This is a genomic window from Streptomyces sp. NPDC051173 (assembly GCF_040689515.1).
Classification (GTDB): Bacteria; Actinomycetota; Actinomycetes; order Streptomycetales; family Streptomycetaceae; genus Streptomyces.
Genome location: NZ_JBFBBD010000113.1, coordinates 1 through 19716 on the forward strand (window position 1 = coordinate 1; position 19716 = coordinate 19716).

Below are 19716 nucleotides of genomic sequence, written 5' to 3' on the forward strand. Positions count from 1 at the left end.
GATGCTCCGCACCCGCACCGGCCAGCCAACGAGCCACATGCCGGCCCAGACCACCCGTACCACCCGTGACCAGCACCGTCCCCGACACACGCCACGGACCGACACCAGCACCCACCGAAGCACGCACAACCCGACGCCCGAAGACCCCGGCAGACCGGACCGCGACCTCAGCCTCACCGGACCGGAACACACCCGCCAGACGCCCCGCCGAACGCCCGTCCAGCACCTCGGGAAGGTCGATCAGACCGCCCCAGCGGCCGCCCAGCTCCAACGCCGCCACACGGCCCAGACCCCACAACTGCGCCTGATCCAGATCCGCCACACGCTCACTGGAAGTGACAGCAACCGCGCCCCGCGTCACACACCACAACGGAACCGCGATGTCAGCATCGCCGAGAGCCTGCACGAGAGCCAGAGTCAGTGCGACACCCGTCGGCACCGAGCCGAACACCGCATCCCGGCCGCCCGCGAGCGCCAGCAACGACACCACGCCAGCGAAACCGGACTCCGACCGAAGCCGCTCAGCAATCACCTCACGGTCAGCACCGGACACCTCCAGCACCACCGGCCGCGCACCACGACCAGCCAGACCAGCCACACACTGACCAACCCACGCATCAGCAGCCAGACCAGCCGGAACAACCACCAGCCAATCACCAGACAGCAACCCGGCCGACTCACCGAACGGCGACCACGTCACCCGGTACCGCCAGTTGTCCAACGCCAGCCGCTCACGGTCGCGATGGCGCCAGGCGGACAGGGCCGGGAGCACGGCCGCGAGCGACTCACCCGCCGTGTCACCCGCGGAAAGCTCCAGCAGCCCCGCGACCTCCGAGGCATCCCCGCGCTCCACCGCGTCCCAGAAACCGGCGTCCGCGTTGTCACCACCGGACTCCACGGTCGATTCCAGCCAGTAGTGCTCACGCTGGAAGGCGTAGGTCGGCAGCTCGACCTGACGGGGGCGTGCCGGGGCCAGCATCGCCGCCCAGTCCACGGAGTGGCCCTGGACATAGACCTGAGCCAGAGCCTCCAACAGCGAAGCCGCCTCGTCACGATCCCGGCGCAGGCCGGATGTGAACACCACGTGCGGGGCACTGTCCTGGCCCATACCCGACAGGACACCGTCCGGGCCCAGCTCCAGGCACGTGGTCACACCCTGATCCGCCAGGCATGCCACACCGTCGGCGAAGCGAACAGCCTCGCGGACATGGCGCACCCAATACTCCGGGTCACACACCTCGTCGGCGGTAGCGAGCACACCGGTCAGGTTCGACACCAGCGGAATACGCGGCGTCTCATACGACAGCGCCTGAACCGTCTCACGGAAGTCGGCCAGCATCGGCTCCATCAACGGGGAATGGAAGGCATGCGAGACCCGCAGGCGCCGCACCCGACGACCCTCATCCCGCCAGGCCGCTTCCAGCTCAGCCACCGAAGCCTCAGCACCGGAAACCACCACCGACGACGGCCCATTGACAGCGGCGATGTCCACATCGGCGTGATCGGCGAGAGCGGTACGGACGAAGGTCTCGTCCGCCTCCACCGCCAGCATCGCCCCACCGGCAGGCAGCGCCTGCATCAGACGCCCACGCGCCGCCACCAACGCACACGCATCCGCCAGCGACCACACACCAGCCACATACGCGGCCGCGATCTCACCGATGGAATGCCCGGCCACGTAATCCGGCTTCACACCCCACGAAGCAACCAGCCGGTAGAGAGAAACCTCCAGCGCGAACAGACCGCACTGCGTGAACACCGTCTCATCGAGAGCGCCACCGTCCTCGAACACGACCTCACGCAGGGGCCGTTCCAGCAGGCCATCGAACTGCGCACACACTTCGTCGAAGGCTTCAACGAAGGCAGGGAAGGCTTCATACAACTCCCGGCCCATCCCAGCCCGCTGGCTGCCCTGCCCCGAGAACACCAACGCCAGCTTCCCCGGCGCCGACACACCTCGCACCACACCGGCGGCAGGCTCGCCCGACACCACCGCACCCAGCCCCGCGGCGAAAGCCTGCGACTCACCGGCCAGCACCACCGCACGGTGCTCGAACGCCGACCGCGCCGACACCAGCGAATGCGCAACATCGACCGGCTCGACGGATTCGTCCCGCGTCAACGACAACAGCCGCTCCGCCTGACCCCGCAACGCCGCCTCGGACCTGGCCGACACCACCCACGGCAGCACCGCGACCGGCGACTCGCCGGCCTCCTCGACGGCCTTGGCCTCCTCCGGAGCCTGCTCCAGGATGACGTGCGCGTTCGTCCCGCTGATACCGAACGACGAGACACCCGCCCGGCGCACCCGGTCGTTCTCGGGCCACGACGCGGCCTCGGTGAGCAGCTCGACTGCGCCCTCCGACCAGTCGACGTGGGGCGAGGGCTCGTCGACGTGCAGCGTGCGCGGCAGCGTGCCGTGCCGCATCGCCAGCACCATCTTCATGATCCCGGCAACACCAGCCGCAGCCTGCGTGTGACCGATGTTGGACTTCACCGAGCCCAGCAACAGGGGCTTGTCCTCGGGGCGTTCCTGACCGTAGGTGGCCAGCAGCGCCTGGGCCTCGATCGGGTCACCCAGCTTCGTACCCGTGCCATGCGCCTCGACCGCGTCGACCTCGGCAGCCGACAGCCGCGCGTTCGCCAGCGCCGCGCGGATGACCCGCTGCTGCGACGGACCGTTCGGCGCCGTCAGACCATTGCTCGCACCGTCCTGGTTCACGGCGGAACCGCGCACGACCGCCAGCACTTGATGGCCGTTGCGCCGCGCGTCCGACAGCCGCTCCAGCAGCAGCACGCCGATGCCCTCGGCGAGGCCCATGCCGTCCGCGGCCGCCGCGAACGCCTTGCTGCGGCCGTCCAGGGCCAGGCCCCGCTGGCGGCTGAAGCCGATGAGCGCGCCGGGGTTCGGCATGACGGCGACGCCGCCGGCGAGGGCCAGCGAGCACTCGCCCTGGCGCAGGGACTGGGCTGCCAGGTGCAGGGCCACCAGCGACGACGAGCAGGCGGTGTCCACCGTCACCGCGGGGCCCTCGAACCCGAAGGAGTAGGCGACGCGGCCGGACACGACGCTCGCCGCGCTGCCGGTCATCAGGTGACCCTCGGAGCCCTCCGGTGCCTCGTGCACGCGCGGGCCGTACTCCTGGTAGTTGGAGCCGATGAAGACACCGGTCCGGCTGCCGCGCAGGGACAGCGCGGGCAGGCCGGCACGCTCGAACGCCTCCCAGGAGGTCTCCAGCAGCAGGCGCTGCTGCGGGTCCATGGCCGCCGCCTCGCGCGGCGAGATCCCGAAGAACGCGGGGTCGAACTCGCCCGCGTCGTAGAGGAATCCGCCCTCCCGCACGTAGGTCTTGCCCGGAGCGTCCGGGTCCGGGTCGTAGAGGCCGTCGAGGTCCCAGCCGCGGTCGGTGGGCAGCCCGCCGATGGCGTCGCCGTCGGACATGATCAGCTGCCACAGGTCCTCGGGCGACGTCACGCCGCCCGGGTAGCGGCAGCTCATCGCGACGATCGCGACGGGGTCGTCGTCGGACGCCACGGCCACGGTCTCCGTGGTCGCGCCGGACACCGCGTCGTCGGCCCGCGCCGTGTCGGACGGCGACCCGAGGAGCTGCGCCTGGATGTGGTCGCTCAGCACGGCGCTGCTGGGGTAGTCGAAGACCAGGGTGGCGGGCAGCCGCAGACCCGTGGCCGCGTTCAGCCGGTTGCGGAGTTCCACCGCTGTCAGCGAGTCGAAGCCGAGGTCCCTGAAGGCGCGCTCGGAGTCGACCGCGTCCTGGGTGTCGTGCCCGAGTACGGCCGCCACCTGCTCGTGGACGAGGTCGAGGACGGCGTGTCCGCGCTCGCCGGGGGTCAGCGCGGCGAGCCGCCGGCGCAGGAGCGAGGCCGTGTCGGTCCCCGCGTCCGAGCTGTTCGACGTGCTGTCCGCGCTCTGCTGCTCGATGCCGAGTGCCTCGGGCAGTTCTTCGAGCAGGGGGCTGGGGCGGGCCGAGGTGAAGACGGGGATGAAGCTCTCCCAGTCGATGTCGGCGATCGCCAGGTGCGTCTGGTCGTGGTCGAGCGTCTGCTGCAGCGCGGCGATGCCGAGGTCCGGGTCCATGAAGCGCAGCCCGCGGCGGCGCAGTTGGTCCAGGTCGAGGCCCTCGGGGATGTTGTCGCCGACCGCGTCCCACACGCCCCAGGCGACGGACGTGGCCGGGAGGCCGTTCGCCCGCCGCTGCTGGGCGAGCGCGTCCAGGTAGGCGTTGGCCGCGGCGTACGCGGCGTGGTCGCCGACGCCCCAGACGGCGGAGACGGACGAGAAGAGCACGAACGCGTCGAGCGGTGTGTCGCGCAGCAGGGCGTCGAGGTGTGCCGCTCCGGCGGTCTTCGCGTTCATGACGTCGGCGAAGTCGGCCGTCGTCGTCGCGGCCAGCCCGGCCAGGTCGATGTAGGCGGCGGCGTGGATGACGGCGGTGAGGGGGTGCTCCTCGGGTACGGCGTCGAGTACGCGCGCCAGCGCGTCGCGGTCGGCGACGTCGCAGGCGGTGACCGTGACCCGGGTGCCCTGCTCGGCCAGCTCGGCGACGAGGGCCTCCGCGCCGGGCGCCGCGAGTCCGCGACGGCTGGTCAGGACGAGGTGATCGGTTCCGTTGCGCGCGAGCCACCGGGCCAGGTGGGTGCCGAGGGCACCCGTGCCGCCGGTGATGAGAACGGTGCCACGGGGCTTCCAGGTGCGGAGGGGACGGGCCTCGCCGAGCGGGGCCGGTTCCAGCCGGCGCAGCATGACGCCGGAGCCGCGGATGGCCACCTGGTCCTCGGCGTCGGCGCCGGCCAGCACACCGGCGAGCCGGGTCCGGGCCCGGCCGTCCATCCGCTCCGGCAGGTCGACCAGGCCGCCCCAGGTGTCGGGGTACTCCACCCCGGCGACGCGGCCCATGCCCCACACCGCCGCCTGTGCCGCACTGATCAGTGGGTCGGCGTCACCGGTCGACACCGCGCCCCGCGTGGCGCACCACAGCGGCACCCGGGATCCGAGGTCGCCCAGCGCCTGGATGAGGGTGAGGGTGCCCACCAGGCCGGTCGTCGTGAAGGGGTGTTCCGGGTGCGGGGTCTCGTCCAGGGCGAGCAGCGACAGGACGCCGTTCAGGCCGTCCGCCGTGAACTCGCGCAGCCGTGCCGCAGTCGTGGCGCGGTCCGCGTCGGTCCCGTCCGCTTCGAGGGTCACCACGTGGGCGCCGTGCGCCTGGAGCGCCTGCTGTACGCCTGCGACCAGCGGGTCGTCGCTCCGCGAGCCCGGCACCACGACGAGCCATGTCCCCGACAGGGAAGGCTTCTTCGTACCGGCCGTGGGACGCCACACCGCCCGGTAGCGCCAGGCGTCCACGGCCGACTCGGAGCGCCGCTGCCGACGCCACTGCGCGAGCGCGGGCAGGACGGCGTCCAGCGACTCCTGCTGCTCCGCCGAGTCGACGCGCAGCGTGGCGGCCAGCGCCTCGCGGTCCTCGTGCTCGACGGCTTCCCAGAAGACCGCGTCCGAACCGTCGCCGGCCGCGGTCCCCTTGCTGCCCTGCCCTGCCTTCGCGCTGGTCAGCCAGTAGCGCTGGTGCTGGAAGGCGTACGTCGGCAGATCGACGTGCTCGGCTCCCGCGCCGCCGAAGAGCTCGGCCCAGTCGACGCTCGCCCCGCCGACGAAGGCCTCGGCGACGGAGGTCAGGAAGCGGTCAAGGCCACCCTCGTCGCGGCGGAGCGAACCCACAGCGGTGATGGGTGTGTTGTGGGCTTCGGCGGTCTGCTCGACGCCCATGGTCAGGACCGGGTGAGCACTCGACTCCACGAACAGGCGGAAACCGTCGTTCAGGAGGGCCTGGACAGCTTCCTGGAAGCGCACGGTCTGACGCAGGTTGCGATACCAGTAACCGGCATCCAGAGCGCCGGTCTCCAGCACCCCACCGGTCACCGTCGAATAAAACGGCACGGACGCAAGACGGGGGGTGATACCGGCGAGGTCACGCAGCAGCGCGCTCTCGATCTCCTCCACGTGCGCGCAGTGCGACGCGTAGTCCACCGCCACCCGCCGAGCGCGAACGCCGTCCGCCTCGCAGTCGGCGAGCAGCTCCTCCAGCGCGTCTGCGTCACCGGAAACGACCACCACGGCCGGGCCATTGACGGCCGCCACGGCCAGGCGCCCGTCCCACTTCGACAACCGCTCCTCGACAGCCTCCACGTCCAGCGAGACCGAGACCATCCCGCCCCGGCCGGACAGCGCCCGCAGAGCCTTGCTCCGCAGCGCCACCACCTTCGCCGCATCCTCCAGGGAGAGCGCCCCGGCCACGCACGCGGCCGCGATCTCACCCTGAGAGTGACCAATAACCGCGGCCGGCTCCACACCGGTCGAACGCCATACCTCGGCCAGGGAAACCATCACAGCCCACAACACCGGCTGCACAACGTCAACCTGCTCAAGCCAAGCAGCGTCATCACTACGCAGCAGATCGGTCAACGACCAATCCACATAAGGCGCCAGCGCAGCCGCACACTCCGCGACCCGCTCCGCGAACACCGGCGACGAATCCAACAACCCAGCAGCCATGCCGACCCACTGCGACCCCTGCCCCGGGAACACGAAGGCGACCCCGGTGCCACGCCGGACGACGCCTTCGACGAGGCCCTGTGCGGCTCGTCCCGCGGCGTACGACTCCAGCTCCCGCACGGCTCCCGCGCGGTCGGCGGCCAGGACGACCGCGCGGTGGTCGAAGGCCGTACGCGTGGTGGCGAGGGAGAAGCCGGTGTCCGTGGCGAGTGCCTCGGGGTGGGCCTCGGCGTGCGCCAGGAGTCGTTCGGCCTGGGCGCGCAGCGCCGTCGCGGACTTGGCCGACAGCACCCACGGCACCGTCGGCAGGGCGGTCGCCGCCGGAGCGGCCGCGGTCTTGTCGTCGGCCTGCGAAGTGCCTGCCTGCGGAGCGTCTGCCTCCGGTGCGTCGGCCTGCGGGGCCGGTGCCTGCTCGATGATGGCGTGGGCGTTCGTGCCGCTGATGCCGAAGGAGGAGACACCCGCCCGGCGGGGCTCCTCGCCCTCGGCCCAGGGGGTGGGCTCAGTGAGCAGCCGGACGGAGTCGGCCGACCAGTCCACGTGGGGGGACGGTGCGTCGATGTGCAGGGTGCGCGGCAGGACGCCGTGCCGCATCGCGAGCACCATCTTCATGATGCCCGCGACACCGGCCGCGGCCTGGGTGTGACCGATGTTGGACTTCACGGAGCCGAGCAACAGCGGCTTGTCACCGGTGCGTTCGCGGCCGTACGTCGCCAGCAGGGCCTGGGCCTCGATCGGGTCGCCGAGCTTGGTGCCCGTGCCGTGCGCCTCCACGGCGTCGACCTGGGCGGCCGTGAGTCCGGCGTTGGCCAGGGCCGCGCGGATGACGCGCTGCTGGGAGGGGCCGTTGGGCGCGGACAGGCCGCTGCTCGCGCCGTCCTGGTTGATGGCCGTGCCGCGGACGACGGCGAGGACGCGGTGCCCGTTGCGGCGGGCGTCGGACAGGCGCTCCAGGAGGAGCATGCCGGCGCCCTCGGCGGGACCGAAGCCGTCCGCCGCGGCGGCGAAGGGCTTGCAGCGGCCGTCGGGGGCGAGCCCGCGCTGGCGGCTGAAGCCGATGAAGGTGCCGGGGGTGGCCATGACGGTGACGCCGCCCGCGAGGGCGAGCGTGCACTCGTCCTGGCGCAGGGCCTGCACGGCCAGGTGCAGGGCGACGAGCGAGGAGGAGCACGCGGTGTCGACGGTGACCGCCGGGCCCTCCAGGCCCAGGATGTAGGCGACGCGGCCGGAGACGACGCTGATGGCGCTGCCGGTCACGAGGTGGCCCTCGACGCCGTCGGGGGCTTCGTGGACGCGCGGCCCGTAGTCGGGTGCGACGGCGCCGACGAAGACGCCGGACCTGCTGCCCTTGAGCGAGGCCGGGTCGATGCCCGCGCGCTCGACGGCCTCCCAGGACGTCTCCAGCAGCAGGCGCTGCTGAGGGTCCATGGCGGCCGCCTCGCGCGGGGAGATGCCGAAGAAGTCGGCGTCGAAGTCGCCGACGTCGTGGAGGAAGCCGCCCTCGCGGGCGTAGGTGGTGCCCGGCCGGTCGGGGTCGGCGGCGTAGAGGGAGTCGGTGTCCCAGCCGCGGTCGGCGGGGAAGGGCGTGATGGCGTCCCTGCCGTCGTGCAGCAACTCCCAGAAGTCCTCGGGGCCGCGCACGTCCCCGGGGAAGCGGCAGCTCATGCCGACGATCGCGATCGGCTCGCGGGCCGCCGCCTCCATCTCCTGGAGGCGGCCGCGGGTCTGATGCAGATCAGCCGTGACCCGCCGGAGGTAGCCGAGGAGCTTTTCTTGTTCCGACATCAGGACCTCACGAGCTCGGGAAGCTGGGCGTTCGACGGGGCAGGGGTGGTGCGGTGGTGCGGGTCGTCCATGAGGGAGATCAAGCGGATCCGAACTCCTCCGACGTGCCGAATTCCTGGTCGATGAAGGCGAAGAGCTCGTCGGCCTCCGCCGTCTCCAGGTGCTCGGTGACCGCGGTGGGGGCGTCGGCCGCCGGGCCGTCGCCCGGTACGTCCCACGCGGAGACGGTGGACAGCAGGTCCTTGAGCCTGGCGGTGACCATCTCGCGTGTGGTGGCGTCCGTGTCCGCGCCGGCGTCGCGGAGTACGGCCTCCAGCCTGTCGATCTCGGTGCCGAGGCCGGCCCCTTCGGCCGTCTCTCCCGGCGCGGGCGCGAGCTCCTCCTCGACGAGTCCGGCGAGCGCCTCGGGGGTCGGGTAGTCGAAGATCAGGGTGGCCGGGAGGCGCAGCCCGGTGGCCGCGTTGAGCCGGTTCCTGAGCTCCACCGCGGTGAGCGAGTCGAAGCCGAGTTCCAGGAAGCCCCGGTCGGTCACGACGGCGGCCGCCGATCCGTGGCCGAGGACCGTGGCGGCGTGTTCCTGGACCAGCCGCAGCAGCGTCCGCCGCCGCTCCGCCGGGGCCAGCCCCGACAGGCGCCGCGACAGCGACGGCTCCTCGGCCCGCTCGGGTTCCTGGGTCACGGCCCGCCGCGTCGCCGCCGGCCGGCGTACGAGGCCGCGCAGCACGGCGGGCAGCGGGGTGACGCCGTCCGCGGCCTGGGCGGCCAGCGCGCCGGTGTCCAGCCGCGCGGGCACCACCAGGCCCTCGGCCAGGCCGCCTGCCGCGTCGAAGAGCGCCAGGCCCTCCTCGGAGGAGAAGGGCACCAGGCCGCCGCGCGTCATGCGGGCCAGGTCCGCCTGGTTCAGGTGGCCCGTCATGCCGGTGCGTTCGGCCCACAGGCCCCAGGCGAGGGACACCGCGGGCAGGCCCTGGGCCCGCCGGTGCTGCGCCAGGGCGTCCAGGAAGGTGTTGGCCGCAGCGTAGTTCGCCTGGCCCGCGGAGCCGATGACGCCCGCGGTCGAGGAGAAGAGCGCGAACAGCGCGAGGTCGGAGCGGAGCGTGAGCTCGTGCAGGTTCCACGCCGCGTCGGCCTTCGCGCGGAGCACCGCGTCGACGCGCTCCGGCGTCAGGGACGCGAGGGTCGCGTCGTCCAGGACGCCCGCGGCGTGGACGATGCCCGTCAGGCCGTGCCCGTCGGGCAGTTCGGACAGCAACCGCGTCAGCGCGTCGCGGTCGGCGACGTCGCAGGCGGCGACGCGCACCGACGCGCCCGCCGACGCCAGCTCCGCCTGGAGTTCCGCCATGCCGTCGGCCGCGGGTCCGCGCCGGCTGACCAACAGCAGGTTGCGTACGCCGTGTTCCACGACGAGGTGCCGCGCGACCAGGCCGCCGAGTACGCCTCCGGCACCCGTGATCAGTACGGTGCCGTCCGGGTCCAGGGCGGCCGGAACGCTGAGCACCAGCTTGCCCACGTGGCGTGCCTGGCTCATGAACCGGAACGCCTCCGGCGCCCTGCGCACGTCCCACACGCGCGTGGGCGGCAGGCGCAGCTCGCCGCGCGCGAAGAGTTCGAGGATCTCGGCCAGCATCGCGCCGATCCGTTCCGGGCCCGCCTCTCCGAGGTCGAAGGCGCGGTAGGTCACGCCCGGTCGCGCCGCCGTCACGTCGTCGGCGTCCCGGAGGTCCGTCTTGCCCATCTCGACGAAGCGTCCGCCCTCGCCGAGCAGCCGCAGTGAGGCGTCGATGAACTCCCCTGCCAGGGAGTTGAGGACGACGTCCACTCCGCGACCGCCCGACGCGTCGGCGAACCGCCGCGCGAACTCCACGGTGCGCGACGACGCGAGGTGCGCGTCGTCCAGGCCCAGGGCCCGCAGCACGTCCCACTTGGCCGGGCTCGCGGTGGCGAACACCTCTACGCCCCACGCGCGGGCTAGCTGCACCGCCGCCATGCCGACGCCACCCGCGGCGGCGTGCACCAGCAGCGACTCCCCTGAGCGCACGCGGGCCAGCTCGCGCAGGGCGTACAGCGCGGTCACGTACACCACCGGGACCGACGCCGCCTCGGTGAACGACCAGCCGTCCGGGATCCGCGCCAGCGTGCGGTGATCGGTGACGACCAGCGGGCCGAAGCCACCGGACCAGATGCCCATCACCCGGTCGCCGACGGCGAGCGAGGACACCCCGGGGCCGGTGGCCACCACCACGCCCGAGCCCTCGCCGCCCATCAGCGCCTGGTCGGGGTACATCCCCAGGGAGATCAGCACGTCACGGAAGTTCAGCCCGGCGGCGCGCACCGCCACCCGCACCTCGTGCTCGCCGAGTTCGCGGGTGGCCTCCGGGGCCGGCCGCAGGGCCAGGCCCTCCAGCGTCCCGGCCTCGGAGGCCTCCAGCCGCCACGCCGACGTGTCCCCCGCGGGCACCAGCACCCCGTCGGCGGCGCCGCCCGCCAGGCGCGGCACGAGCGTCCGTCCCTCGCGCACGGCCAGCTGCGGTTCCCCGGTGGTCACGGCGTCGAACAGGGCCTCCAGGGAAGCGTCGGCGCCGTCCACGTCCAGCAGGACGAACCTGTCCGGGTGCTCGGCCTGTGCCGACCGGGCCAGCCCCCACACGGCGGCCGCGGGAAGGTCCCCCAGTTCCTCGGCGGCCGCCACGGCCACCGCGCCACGGGTCACCAGCACCAGCCGGGCCGCGCCGAAGCACTCCGCCGCCGGCCACGTCCGCACGACGTCCAGAGCCCGGTGCGTGACCTCCCTCGTCGCCGCGGCGACGTCTTCGGACGGTCCCGAGGCGAGGCTGACGAACACGAGGTCCGGTGCGGGAGAGCCGGAGAGCACGTGCTCCTCCAGCGCCGCGAGATCCGTGTGCTCCTCCGGGGACCGCTCCGCCGTCTTGAGCGCCCCCAGCAGACCGTGGGGGTCGGCTCCGACAACGGCACAGCTGCCGTCGGAAGCGGCCGCGACGGCGTCGGGCACGGCGTTCCACGCCACCCGGTGCAGCACGTCGCTCATCCCGGCCGGGGACGCGAACTGCTCCCTCGCGACCACCCGGGTCACCAGCGCGTCCGCCGACGCCACCGGCATGCCCGCGGCGTCGGCGACCAGCACCGACATGCCGTCGGCACCGGCCGGCGCCAGCCGCACGCGCAGCGTCGACGCGCCGGTCGCGTACAGGGACACACCCCGCCACACGAACGGCAGCCGGACCTCCTCGGACTCCGGGCCGGTGCCCGTCAGCCAGGCGTGCAGCGCCGTGTCCAGCAGAGCCGGGTGCAGCCCGTACATACCCGCCTCGCCGCGCGCCTCCTCGGGGAGCGCGACCTCGGCGAAGACCTCGTCACCGCGCCGCCAGGCGGCCAGCAGCCCACGGAACACCGTGCCGTACTCCAGGCCGGTGGCGGCGAGCCGTTCGTAGAGCCCGTCGATGTCGACCGTCCGCGCACCCGCCGGCGGCCACGCGCTCAGCCCAGCGGCATCGTCCCTCGCGGCTCCGGAGACCAGCACGCCGGAAGCGTGCCGGACCCACGATCCGCCGGACGCGTCGTCACGCCGGGCGTACACGCTCAGCTCCCGCCGCCCGTCGCCCTGCGGACCGTCCACGGCCAACTGCACGTCGACCGCGCCGTCTTCGGGCAGCACGAGGGGCGCTTCCAGGGTCAGCTCCTCCACCCGGTCGCAGCCGACCGCGTCCCCGGCCCGCAACGCGAGCTCCACGAACGCCGTGCCCGGCAGCAGCACCGTGCCACCGACCGCGTGACCGGCCAGCCACGGGTGCGTACGCAGCGACAGCCGCCCTGTCAGGAGCACACCGCCGGAAGCGGGCAGGGTGACCGCGGCGCCCAGGAGCGGGTGACCGGCGGCGGAGAGACCTGCCGACGTGACGTCACCTGCGGCAGCGGGCGTCGACTCCAGCCAGTAGCGCTGGTACTGGAAGGCGTACGTCGGCAGGTCGATACGACGCGCGCCCGTGCCGTCGAAGAGGCCGGCCCAGTCGACGGAAGCCCCGCCGACGAACGCCTCGGCGACGGAGATCAGGAAACGGTCCAGGCCGCCTTCGTCGCGGCGGAGCGAACCGACAGCGGTGATGGGTGTGTTGTGGGCCTCAGCGGTCTGCTCGACGCCCATGGTCAGGACCGGGTGGGCGCTCGACTCCACGAACAGGCGGAAACCGTCGTTCAACAGGGCCTGGACGGTTTCTTCAAAGCGGACGGTCTGACGCAGGTTGCGGTACCAGTAGGCAGCGTCGAGGGTGTCCGTCTCCAGCACCGATCCCGTCACCGTCGAATAGAACGGCACGGATGCAGGGCGGGGGGCGATACCGGCGAGGTCGCGCAACAGCGCGCTCTCTATTTCCTCTACGTGCGCGCAGTGCGAGGCGTAATCCACGGCGATACGACGTGCGCGGATGCCGTCCGCCTCGCAACCGGCGAGGAGCTCTTCCAGCGCGTCGGTGTCACCGGAAACCACGACCGTGGCAGGGCCGTTGACGGCCGCTACCGCGAGTCGGCCGTCCAGCCGCTCCTCAACCGCCTCCACGTCCAGCGAGACCGACACCATTCCGCCCCGGCCGGACAACGCCCGCAGAGCCTTGCTCCGCAGCGCCACCACCTTCGCCGCATCCTCCAACGACAACGCACCCGCAACACAAGCAGCAGCGATCTCACCCTGCGAATGACCGATGACAGCCGCCGGCTCCACACCGGTCGAACGCCACACCTCAGCCAGCGAGACCATCACAGCCCACAACACCGGCTGCACCACATCGACCTGCTCAAGCCAGGCAGCGTCATCACCACGCAGCAGACCAGTCAACGACCAATCCACATAAGGCACCAACGCAGCCGCACACTCCGCGACCCGCTCCGCGAACACCGGAGACGAATCCAACAGCTCAGCCGCCATACCGGCCCACTGCGACCCCTGCCCCGGGAAGACGAAGGCCGCCTGCCCGCGCGAGCCCGCGACGCCTCGCACCACGCCCGGCACTCCGCGTCCGTCCGCCAGCGCGCTCAGGCCCTCGACCAGTCCGTCCTGGTCTCCGGCCAGGACCACGGCCCGGTGCTCGAACACACCCCGAGCAGTCGCCAGCGAGAAGCCCACGTCCAGCGGCGACAACTCCCCCACACGCGCCAGCAAGCGCTCCGCCTGCGCGCCCAGCGCGCTCTCCGAACGGGCCGAGACCACCCAGGGCACCACCACCGGCGGCTTCGGGTCCCGGTCGTCATCGTCGGTGGCGGCGTCCTGCGGTGCCTGTTCCAGCACGGCGTGGGCGTTCGTGCCGCTCATGCCGAACGAGGAGACGCCTGCCCGTCGGGGCCGTCCCGTCTCCGGCCAGGGCGCGTCGTCGGCCAGGAGCCGCACGGAGCCCTCGGACCAGTCGACGTGGGGAGAGGGCTCGTCCAGGTGCAGTGTCCGAGGCAGCACGCCGTGCTGCATGCCGAGCACCATCTTGATCACACCGGCGACACCGGCGGCGGCCTGCGTATGACCGATGTTCGACTTGATCGAGCCGAGCAGCAGCGGCTTGTCCTCCGGCCGGTCCTGGCCGTACGTCGCGAACAGCGCCTGGGCCTCGATCGGGTCACCCAGCTTGGTGCCCGTGCCGTGCGCCTCCACCGCGTCCACCTCGGCGGCCGACAGCCGCGCGTTCGCCAGGGCCGCGCGGATGACGCGCTGCTGGGACGGGCCGTTGGGCGCCGTCAGACCGTTGCTCGCGCCGTCCTGGTTGATCGCGGTTCCACGCACCACCGCCAGCACGCGGTGCCCGTTGCGGCGGGCGTCCGACAGCCGCTCCAGCAGCAGGACGCCGACGCCTTCCGCCGGGCCGAAACCGTCGGCGGACGCGGCGAACGGCTTGCAGCGGCCGTCGGGGGCCAGGCCGCGCTGGCGGCTGAAGCCGACGAAGGTCCACGGCGTGGACATGATCGCGGAGCCGCCGGCGAGGGCCATCGAGCACTCGCCCTGCCGCAGGGACTGCACGGCCAGGTGCAGGGCCACGAGCGAGGACGAGCACGCCGTGTCCACGGCCACGGCCGGGCCCTCGAAGCCGAAGACGTACGCGAGGCGCCCGGAGGTGACGCTCAGCGCGTTGCCGGTCACCAGATAGCCCTCGACACCGCTCGACGGGGCGTGCGGGCCGGTGCCGTAGCCGTGGGAACCCGCGCCCATGAAGACGCCGGTCTCGCTTCCCCGCAGGGACGCCGGGTCGATGCCCGCGCGCTCGAACGCCTCCCAGCCGGTCTCCAGCAGCAGCCGCTGCTGCGGGTCCATCGCCGTCGCCTCGCGCGGCGAGATCCCGAAGAACGCCGGATCGAAGCCGCTCACGTCGTCGACGAAGCCGCCGTGCCGGGTGTACGTCGTGCCCGGGTTGTCGGGGTCCGCGTCGTACAGCCCGTCGAGGTCCCAGCCCCGGTCCTGGGGGAGCCCGGAGATCGCGTCACGGCCCTCGGTCAGCAGCTCCCACAGGTCCTCGGGCGACCGCACCCCGCCGGGCAGGCGGCAGCTCATGGCCACGATGGCGATGGGCTCCTGGTCCGTCGCGGCCCGGGCGGCGGGCAGGGCGGCCGCGACCGTGTCGCCCTGGAGACCGAGCAGCTCGGCGTGCAAGTGATCCGCGAGGGCGACCGGCGTCGGGTGGTCGAAGACCAAGGTGGCCGACAGCCGGTGTCCGGTGGCGGCGTTGAGGCGGTTGCGCAGCTCAACGGCGGTGAGCGAGTCGAATCCGAGCTCCTTGAAGGGGAGTTCGGGCTCGACCGCGTCCGGTGTGGCCTCGCCGAGGACGGCGGCAGCCTGTTCCTGCACCAGCCGCAGCAGCATGCGCTGCCGCTCCGCCTCGCTCGCCTTCAGCAAGCTCCGTCGCAGGGAGTTCTCCTCCGCGTCCGGTGCCGCCTGGGGCAGCGCACGGCGCGTCACGGCCGTACGCCCCGATCCGTCGGCCGTCCGGGCGTCGGTGCCGGGGTCGGCCGCCGCCAGCTGCTCCGGCGACACCGGACGGGCCACCAACGCCTCCGCCCGCGCGACCGGGACACCGGCCGCGTCGGTGATGAATACGGACACACCGTCGGCGCCGACCGGTGCCAGCCGCACGCGCACCGTCGAGGCGCCGGTCGCGTGCAGGGACACGCCGCGCCACACGAACGGCAGCCGTACGCCGTCGGCGACCCCACCGTCGATCGGACCCAGCCCCGCCTGCACCGCGGCGTCGAGCAGGGCGGGGTGCAGCCCGTACCGGCCCACCTCCGCTCGCGCCTCCTCGGGGAGCGACACCTCGGCGAAGATCTCGTCGTCCCGCCGCCAAGCGGCCCGCAGCCCGCGGAACACCGGGCCGTACGCCACCCCGGAGTCCGCCAGGCGCTCGTAGAACCCCGCCAGATCGACCGCCCGCGCACCCGCCGGCGGCCACGCGCCGAGTTCGACAGCGTCGGCCGCCTCGGCGCCGTCTGCCGCGGAGACCAGCACGCCGGAGGCGTGCCGGGTCCAGGGCCGGTCCTCAGCGTCTTCGCCGTCCTCGCCGTCCTCGACACGGGCGTACACGTCGAGGGATCGGGCACCACTTCCGTCGGCTCCGCCGACGGTCAACTGCACCTGGACCGCGCCCTGTTCAGGCAGCAGCAACGGCGCTTCCAGTGTGAGCTCCTCGACGCGGTCGCACCCGACCGCGTCCCCGGCCCGCAACGCCAGCTCCACGAAGGCGGAGGCAGGGAACAGCGCCCGGTCCCGCACCGCGTGCTCGCCCAGCCACGGGTGCGTACGCAGCGACAACCGCCCTGTCAGGAGCGCACCGCCGGAAGCGGGCAGGGTGACCGCGGCGCCCAGGAGCGGGTGGTCCGCGGCGGTCAGCCCGGCCGACGTGACGTCGCCCTGCGGGGCTGCGGACGGTTCGATCCAGTAGCGCTGGTGCTGGAAGGCGTACGTGGGGAGGTCGACGCGACGCGCGCCCGTGCCGTCGAAGAGGCCGGCCCAGTCGACGTTCGCTCCGCCGACGAAGGCTTCGGCGACGGAGGTGAGGAAACGGTCGAGGCCACCCTCGTCGCGACGGAGCGAACCCACGGCAGTGATGGGTGTGTTGTGGGTCTCGGCGGTCTGCTCGACGCCCATCGTCAGGACCGGGTGGGCGCTGGACTCCACGAACAGGCGGAAACCGTCGTCCAACAAGGCCTGGACGGTTTCCTGGAAGCGGACGGTCTGGCGCAAGTTGCGGTACCAGTAGGCAGCGTCCAGAGCGCCGGTCTCCAGCACCGATCCCGTCACCGTCGAATAGAACGGCACGGATGCAGAGCGGGGGGCAATACCTGCGAGGTCACGCAGCAGGGCGGTCTCGATCTCCTCCACGTGCGCGCAGTGCGAGGCGTAATCCACCGCGATACGGCGAACACGGATACCGTCCGCCTCACACTGGGCGAGGAGTTCATCGAGGGCGTCGTTGTCACCGGAAACAACCACCGTGGCCGGGCCGTTGACGGCCGCCACCGCGAGTCGGCCGTCCAGCCGCTTCTCAACCGCCTCCACATCCAGCGAGACGGACACCATCCCGCCACGACCGGACAGCGCACGCAGAGCCTTGCTGCGGAGCGCCACCACCTTCGCCGCATCCTCCAAGGACAGAGCTCCGGCAACGCACGCGGCCGCGATCTCACCCTGCGAATGACCAATAACAGCCGCCGGCTCCACACCGGTCGAACGCCACACCTCCGCCAGCGAGACCATCACAGCCCACAACACCGGCTGCACCACGTCGACCTGCTCAAGCCAGGCGTCGTTCTCCCCATCGCGCAGGATCCCGGTCAACGACCAGTCGACGTACGGCGCCAGCGCGGCCGCACACTCGCCCAGCCGCTCCGCGAACACCGGGGAGGACTCCAGCAGCCCGGCAGCCATACCGACCCACTGCGACCCCTGCCCGGGGAAGACAAAGGCCGCACGGCCATCCGCACCCGCAACACGACCCCGCACCACACCCGGAGCCTCACGCCCATCCACCAGAGCGCTCAAACCACCCCGATGCCCCGCCAACACCACAGCCCGATACTCGAACACACCCCGAGCAGTCGCCAGCGAGAAGCCCACATCCAGAGGCGACAACTCCCCCACACGCGCAAGCAGTCGCTCCGCCTGCCCCCGCAACGCCTTCTCGGACTTGGCGGACACCACCCACGGCACCACCGGCGGCTCGACCCGAGCCGGCTCCTCCTCGGCAACCGCCGCGGGCGCCTGCTCAAGGATCACGTGCGCGTTCGTGCCGCTCACACCGAACGACGACACGCCCGCCCGGCGGAGCCGACCGGTCTCCGGCCATGCGATCGAGTCCGTCAGCAGCTCGACGGCGCCGACCGTCCAGTCAACGTGCGGCGAGGGCTCGTCCACGTGCAGCGTGCGCGGCAAGGTGCCGTGCCGCATCGCGAGGACCATCTTCATGATGCCCGCGACACCGGCCGCGGCCTGGGTGTGGCCGATGTTCGACTTGATCGACCCCAGCCGCAACGGCTGGTCCTCCGGCCGGTCCTGGCCGTACGTCGCGAGCAGCGCCTGCGCCTCGATCGGGTCGCCCAGCGTCGTACCCGTACCGTGCGCTTCCACGGCGTCGACCTCGGCGGCCGACAGCCGCGCGTTCGCCAGCGCGGCGCGGATGACCCGCTGCTGCGACGGACCGTTCGGCGCCGTCAGACCGTTGCTCGCACCGTCCTGGTTGACGGCGGAACCACGCACGACCGCCAGCACTTGGTGCCCGTTGCGCTCCGCGTCCGACAGGCGCTCCAGCAGGAGCAGGCCGGCGCCCTCGCCCCAGCCGGTGCCGTCCGCTGCCGCCGCGAACGCCTTGCAACGGCCGTCGGAGGCCAGACCGCGCTGACGGCTGAACTCCACGAAAAGCTCAGGCGTGGACATCACCGTGACACCGCCGGCCAGCGCGAGCGTGCACTCGCCCTGTCGCAGGGCCTGCGCCGCGAGGTGCAGGGCGACCAGCGAGGACGAGCACGCGGTGTCGACGGTGACCGCCGGGCCCTCCAGGCCGAAGGTGTAGGAGATACGGCCGGAGACCACGCTGGCGGCGCTGCTGGTCACCAGGTGTCCCTCGACGTTCTCGGGGGAGGCCCCGCGCAGACTCGTCGCGTAGTCCTGTCCGTTGCTGCCGATGAACACACCGGTGGGGCTGCCGTGCAGCGCGGCGGGGTCGATCCCGGCCCGCTCGAACGCCTCCCAGGAGGTCTCCAGCAGCAGCCGCTGCTGCGGGTCCATCGCCGTCGCCTCGCGCGGCGAGATCCCGAAGAACTTCGGATCGAAGTCGCCGGCCTTCGCGAGGAAGGCACCCTCTCGGACGTAGCTCTTGCCCTGCTCGTCCGGGTCCGGGGCGAAGAGCGTGTCGAGGTCCCAGCCACGGTCCGCGGGGAACTCGGTCAGCACCTCACGCCCCTCGGCCAGCAGGTCCCACAAGGCTTCAGGGGTTCGGATGTCGCTGGGGAAACGGCAGCTCATCGCCACGATGGCGATCGGCTCGTCGTCCGTGGCCACTGCTGCGGGCAGGGCCTGCCCCGCGTCGGACCGCAGCCCCAGCGCCTCACCGCGCAGGAACCTCGCCAGGTCCCTCGCCGTGGGGTGGTCGAAGAGCAGGGTGCTCGAAAGGGTCAGCCCCGCGGCGGCGTTGACGCGATTGCGCAAGGTGACGGCCGCGAGCGAGTCGAAGCCCAGCTCCTTGAAAGCCCGGTCGACATCGACGGCGTCGGGTCGGCCGTACCCGAGCACGGCGGCCACATGGGACCGTACGAACTCCAGGACGGCCCGCTCCTGCTCGGCGGGCGCCAGACCGCTGATCCGCCGGCCGAGGGACCCGTCGGCCGGGGCGGTGCCGCTGTCGGCAGCCTCACCTGCGGCGTGCCTCGTCAGCTCCTTCAGCAGCGACGACGAACGCGCGCCCGCCCTGGCCTGCGCAAGGGTGTCCCAGTCGACGTCGGCCACGAGCAGCGAGGCTGCCGCCGGATCGTTGACCACGTTCGCCAGCTCGGCGATCGCCGCCTCGGGCGCCATCGCGGGCAGGCCGTGCCGCTCCCAACGCTCCGCGGCAGAACGGGCCATGCCGTCGCTGGCCCAGGGGCCCCAGGCGATCGAGGTCGCCGGGAGACCCTCACTGCGCCGCAACTCCGCCAGCGCGTCGAGATAAGCATTCGCTGCCGCGTAGTTGGCCTGACCCGCACCACCGACCGTCGCGGAGAACGACGAGAACAACACGAACGCCGACAGATCCATGTCTTGGGTCAGCTCGTGCAGATGACGTGCCGCTTCGGCCTTCGCCCGAAGGACATCCTCGAACCGGGCAACCGACTGCCCCTCCAGAACA

At 72.5% G+C, this 19716-nt stretch carries 2 protein-coding genes; both read right to left on the reverse strand.

Annotated elements, in window-relative coordinates; translation table 11 throughout:
- Window positions 1-8353 (reverse strand): type I polyketide synthase (locus tag AB0435_RS32475; protein ID WP_366428576.1); only part of this gene is annotated, 8353 nt, incomplete at its 3' end.
- Window positions 8354-8432: 79 nt separating this feature from the next.
- Window positions 8433-19712 (reverse strand): SDR family NAD(P)-dependent oxidoreductase, encoded by an 11280-nt coding sequence (locus AB0435_RS32480; RefSeq protein WP_366428577.1) that lies wholly within the window; start codon window positions 19710-19712, stop codon window positions 8433-8435.
- Between the last annotated feature and the right edge of the window lie 4 nt (window positions 19713-19716).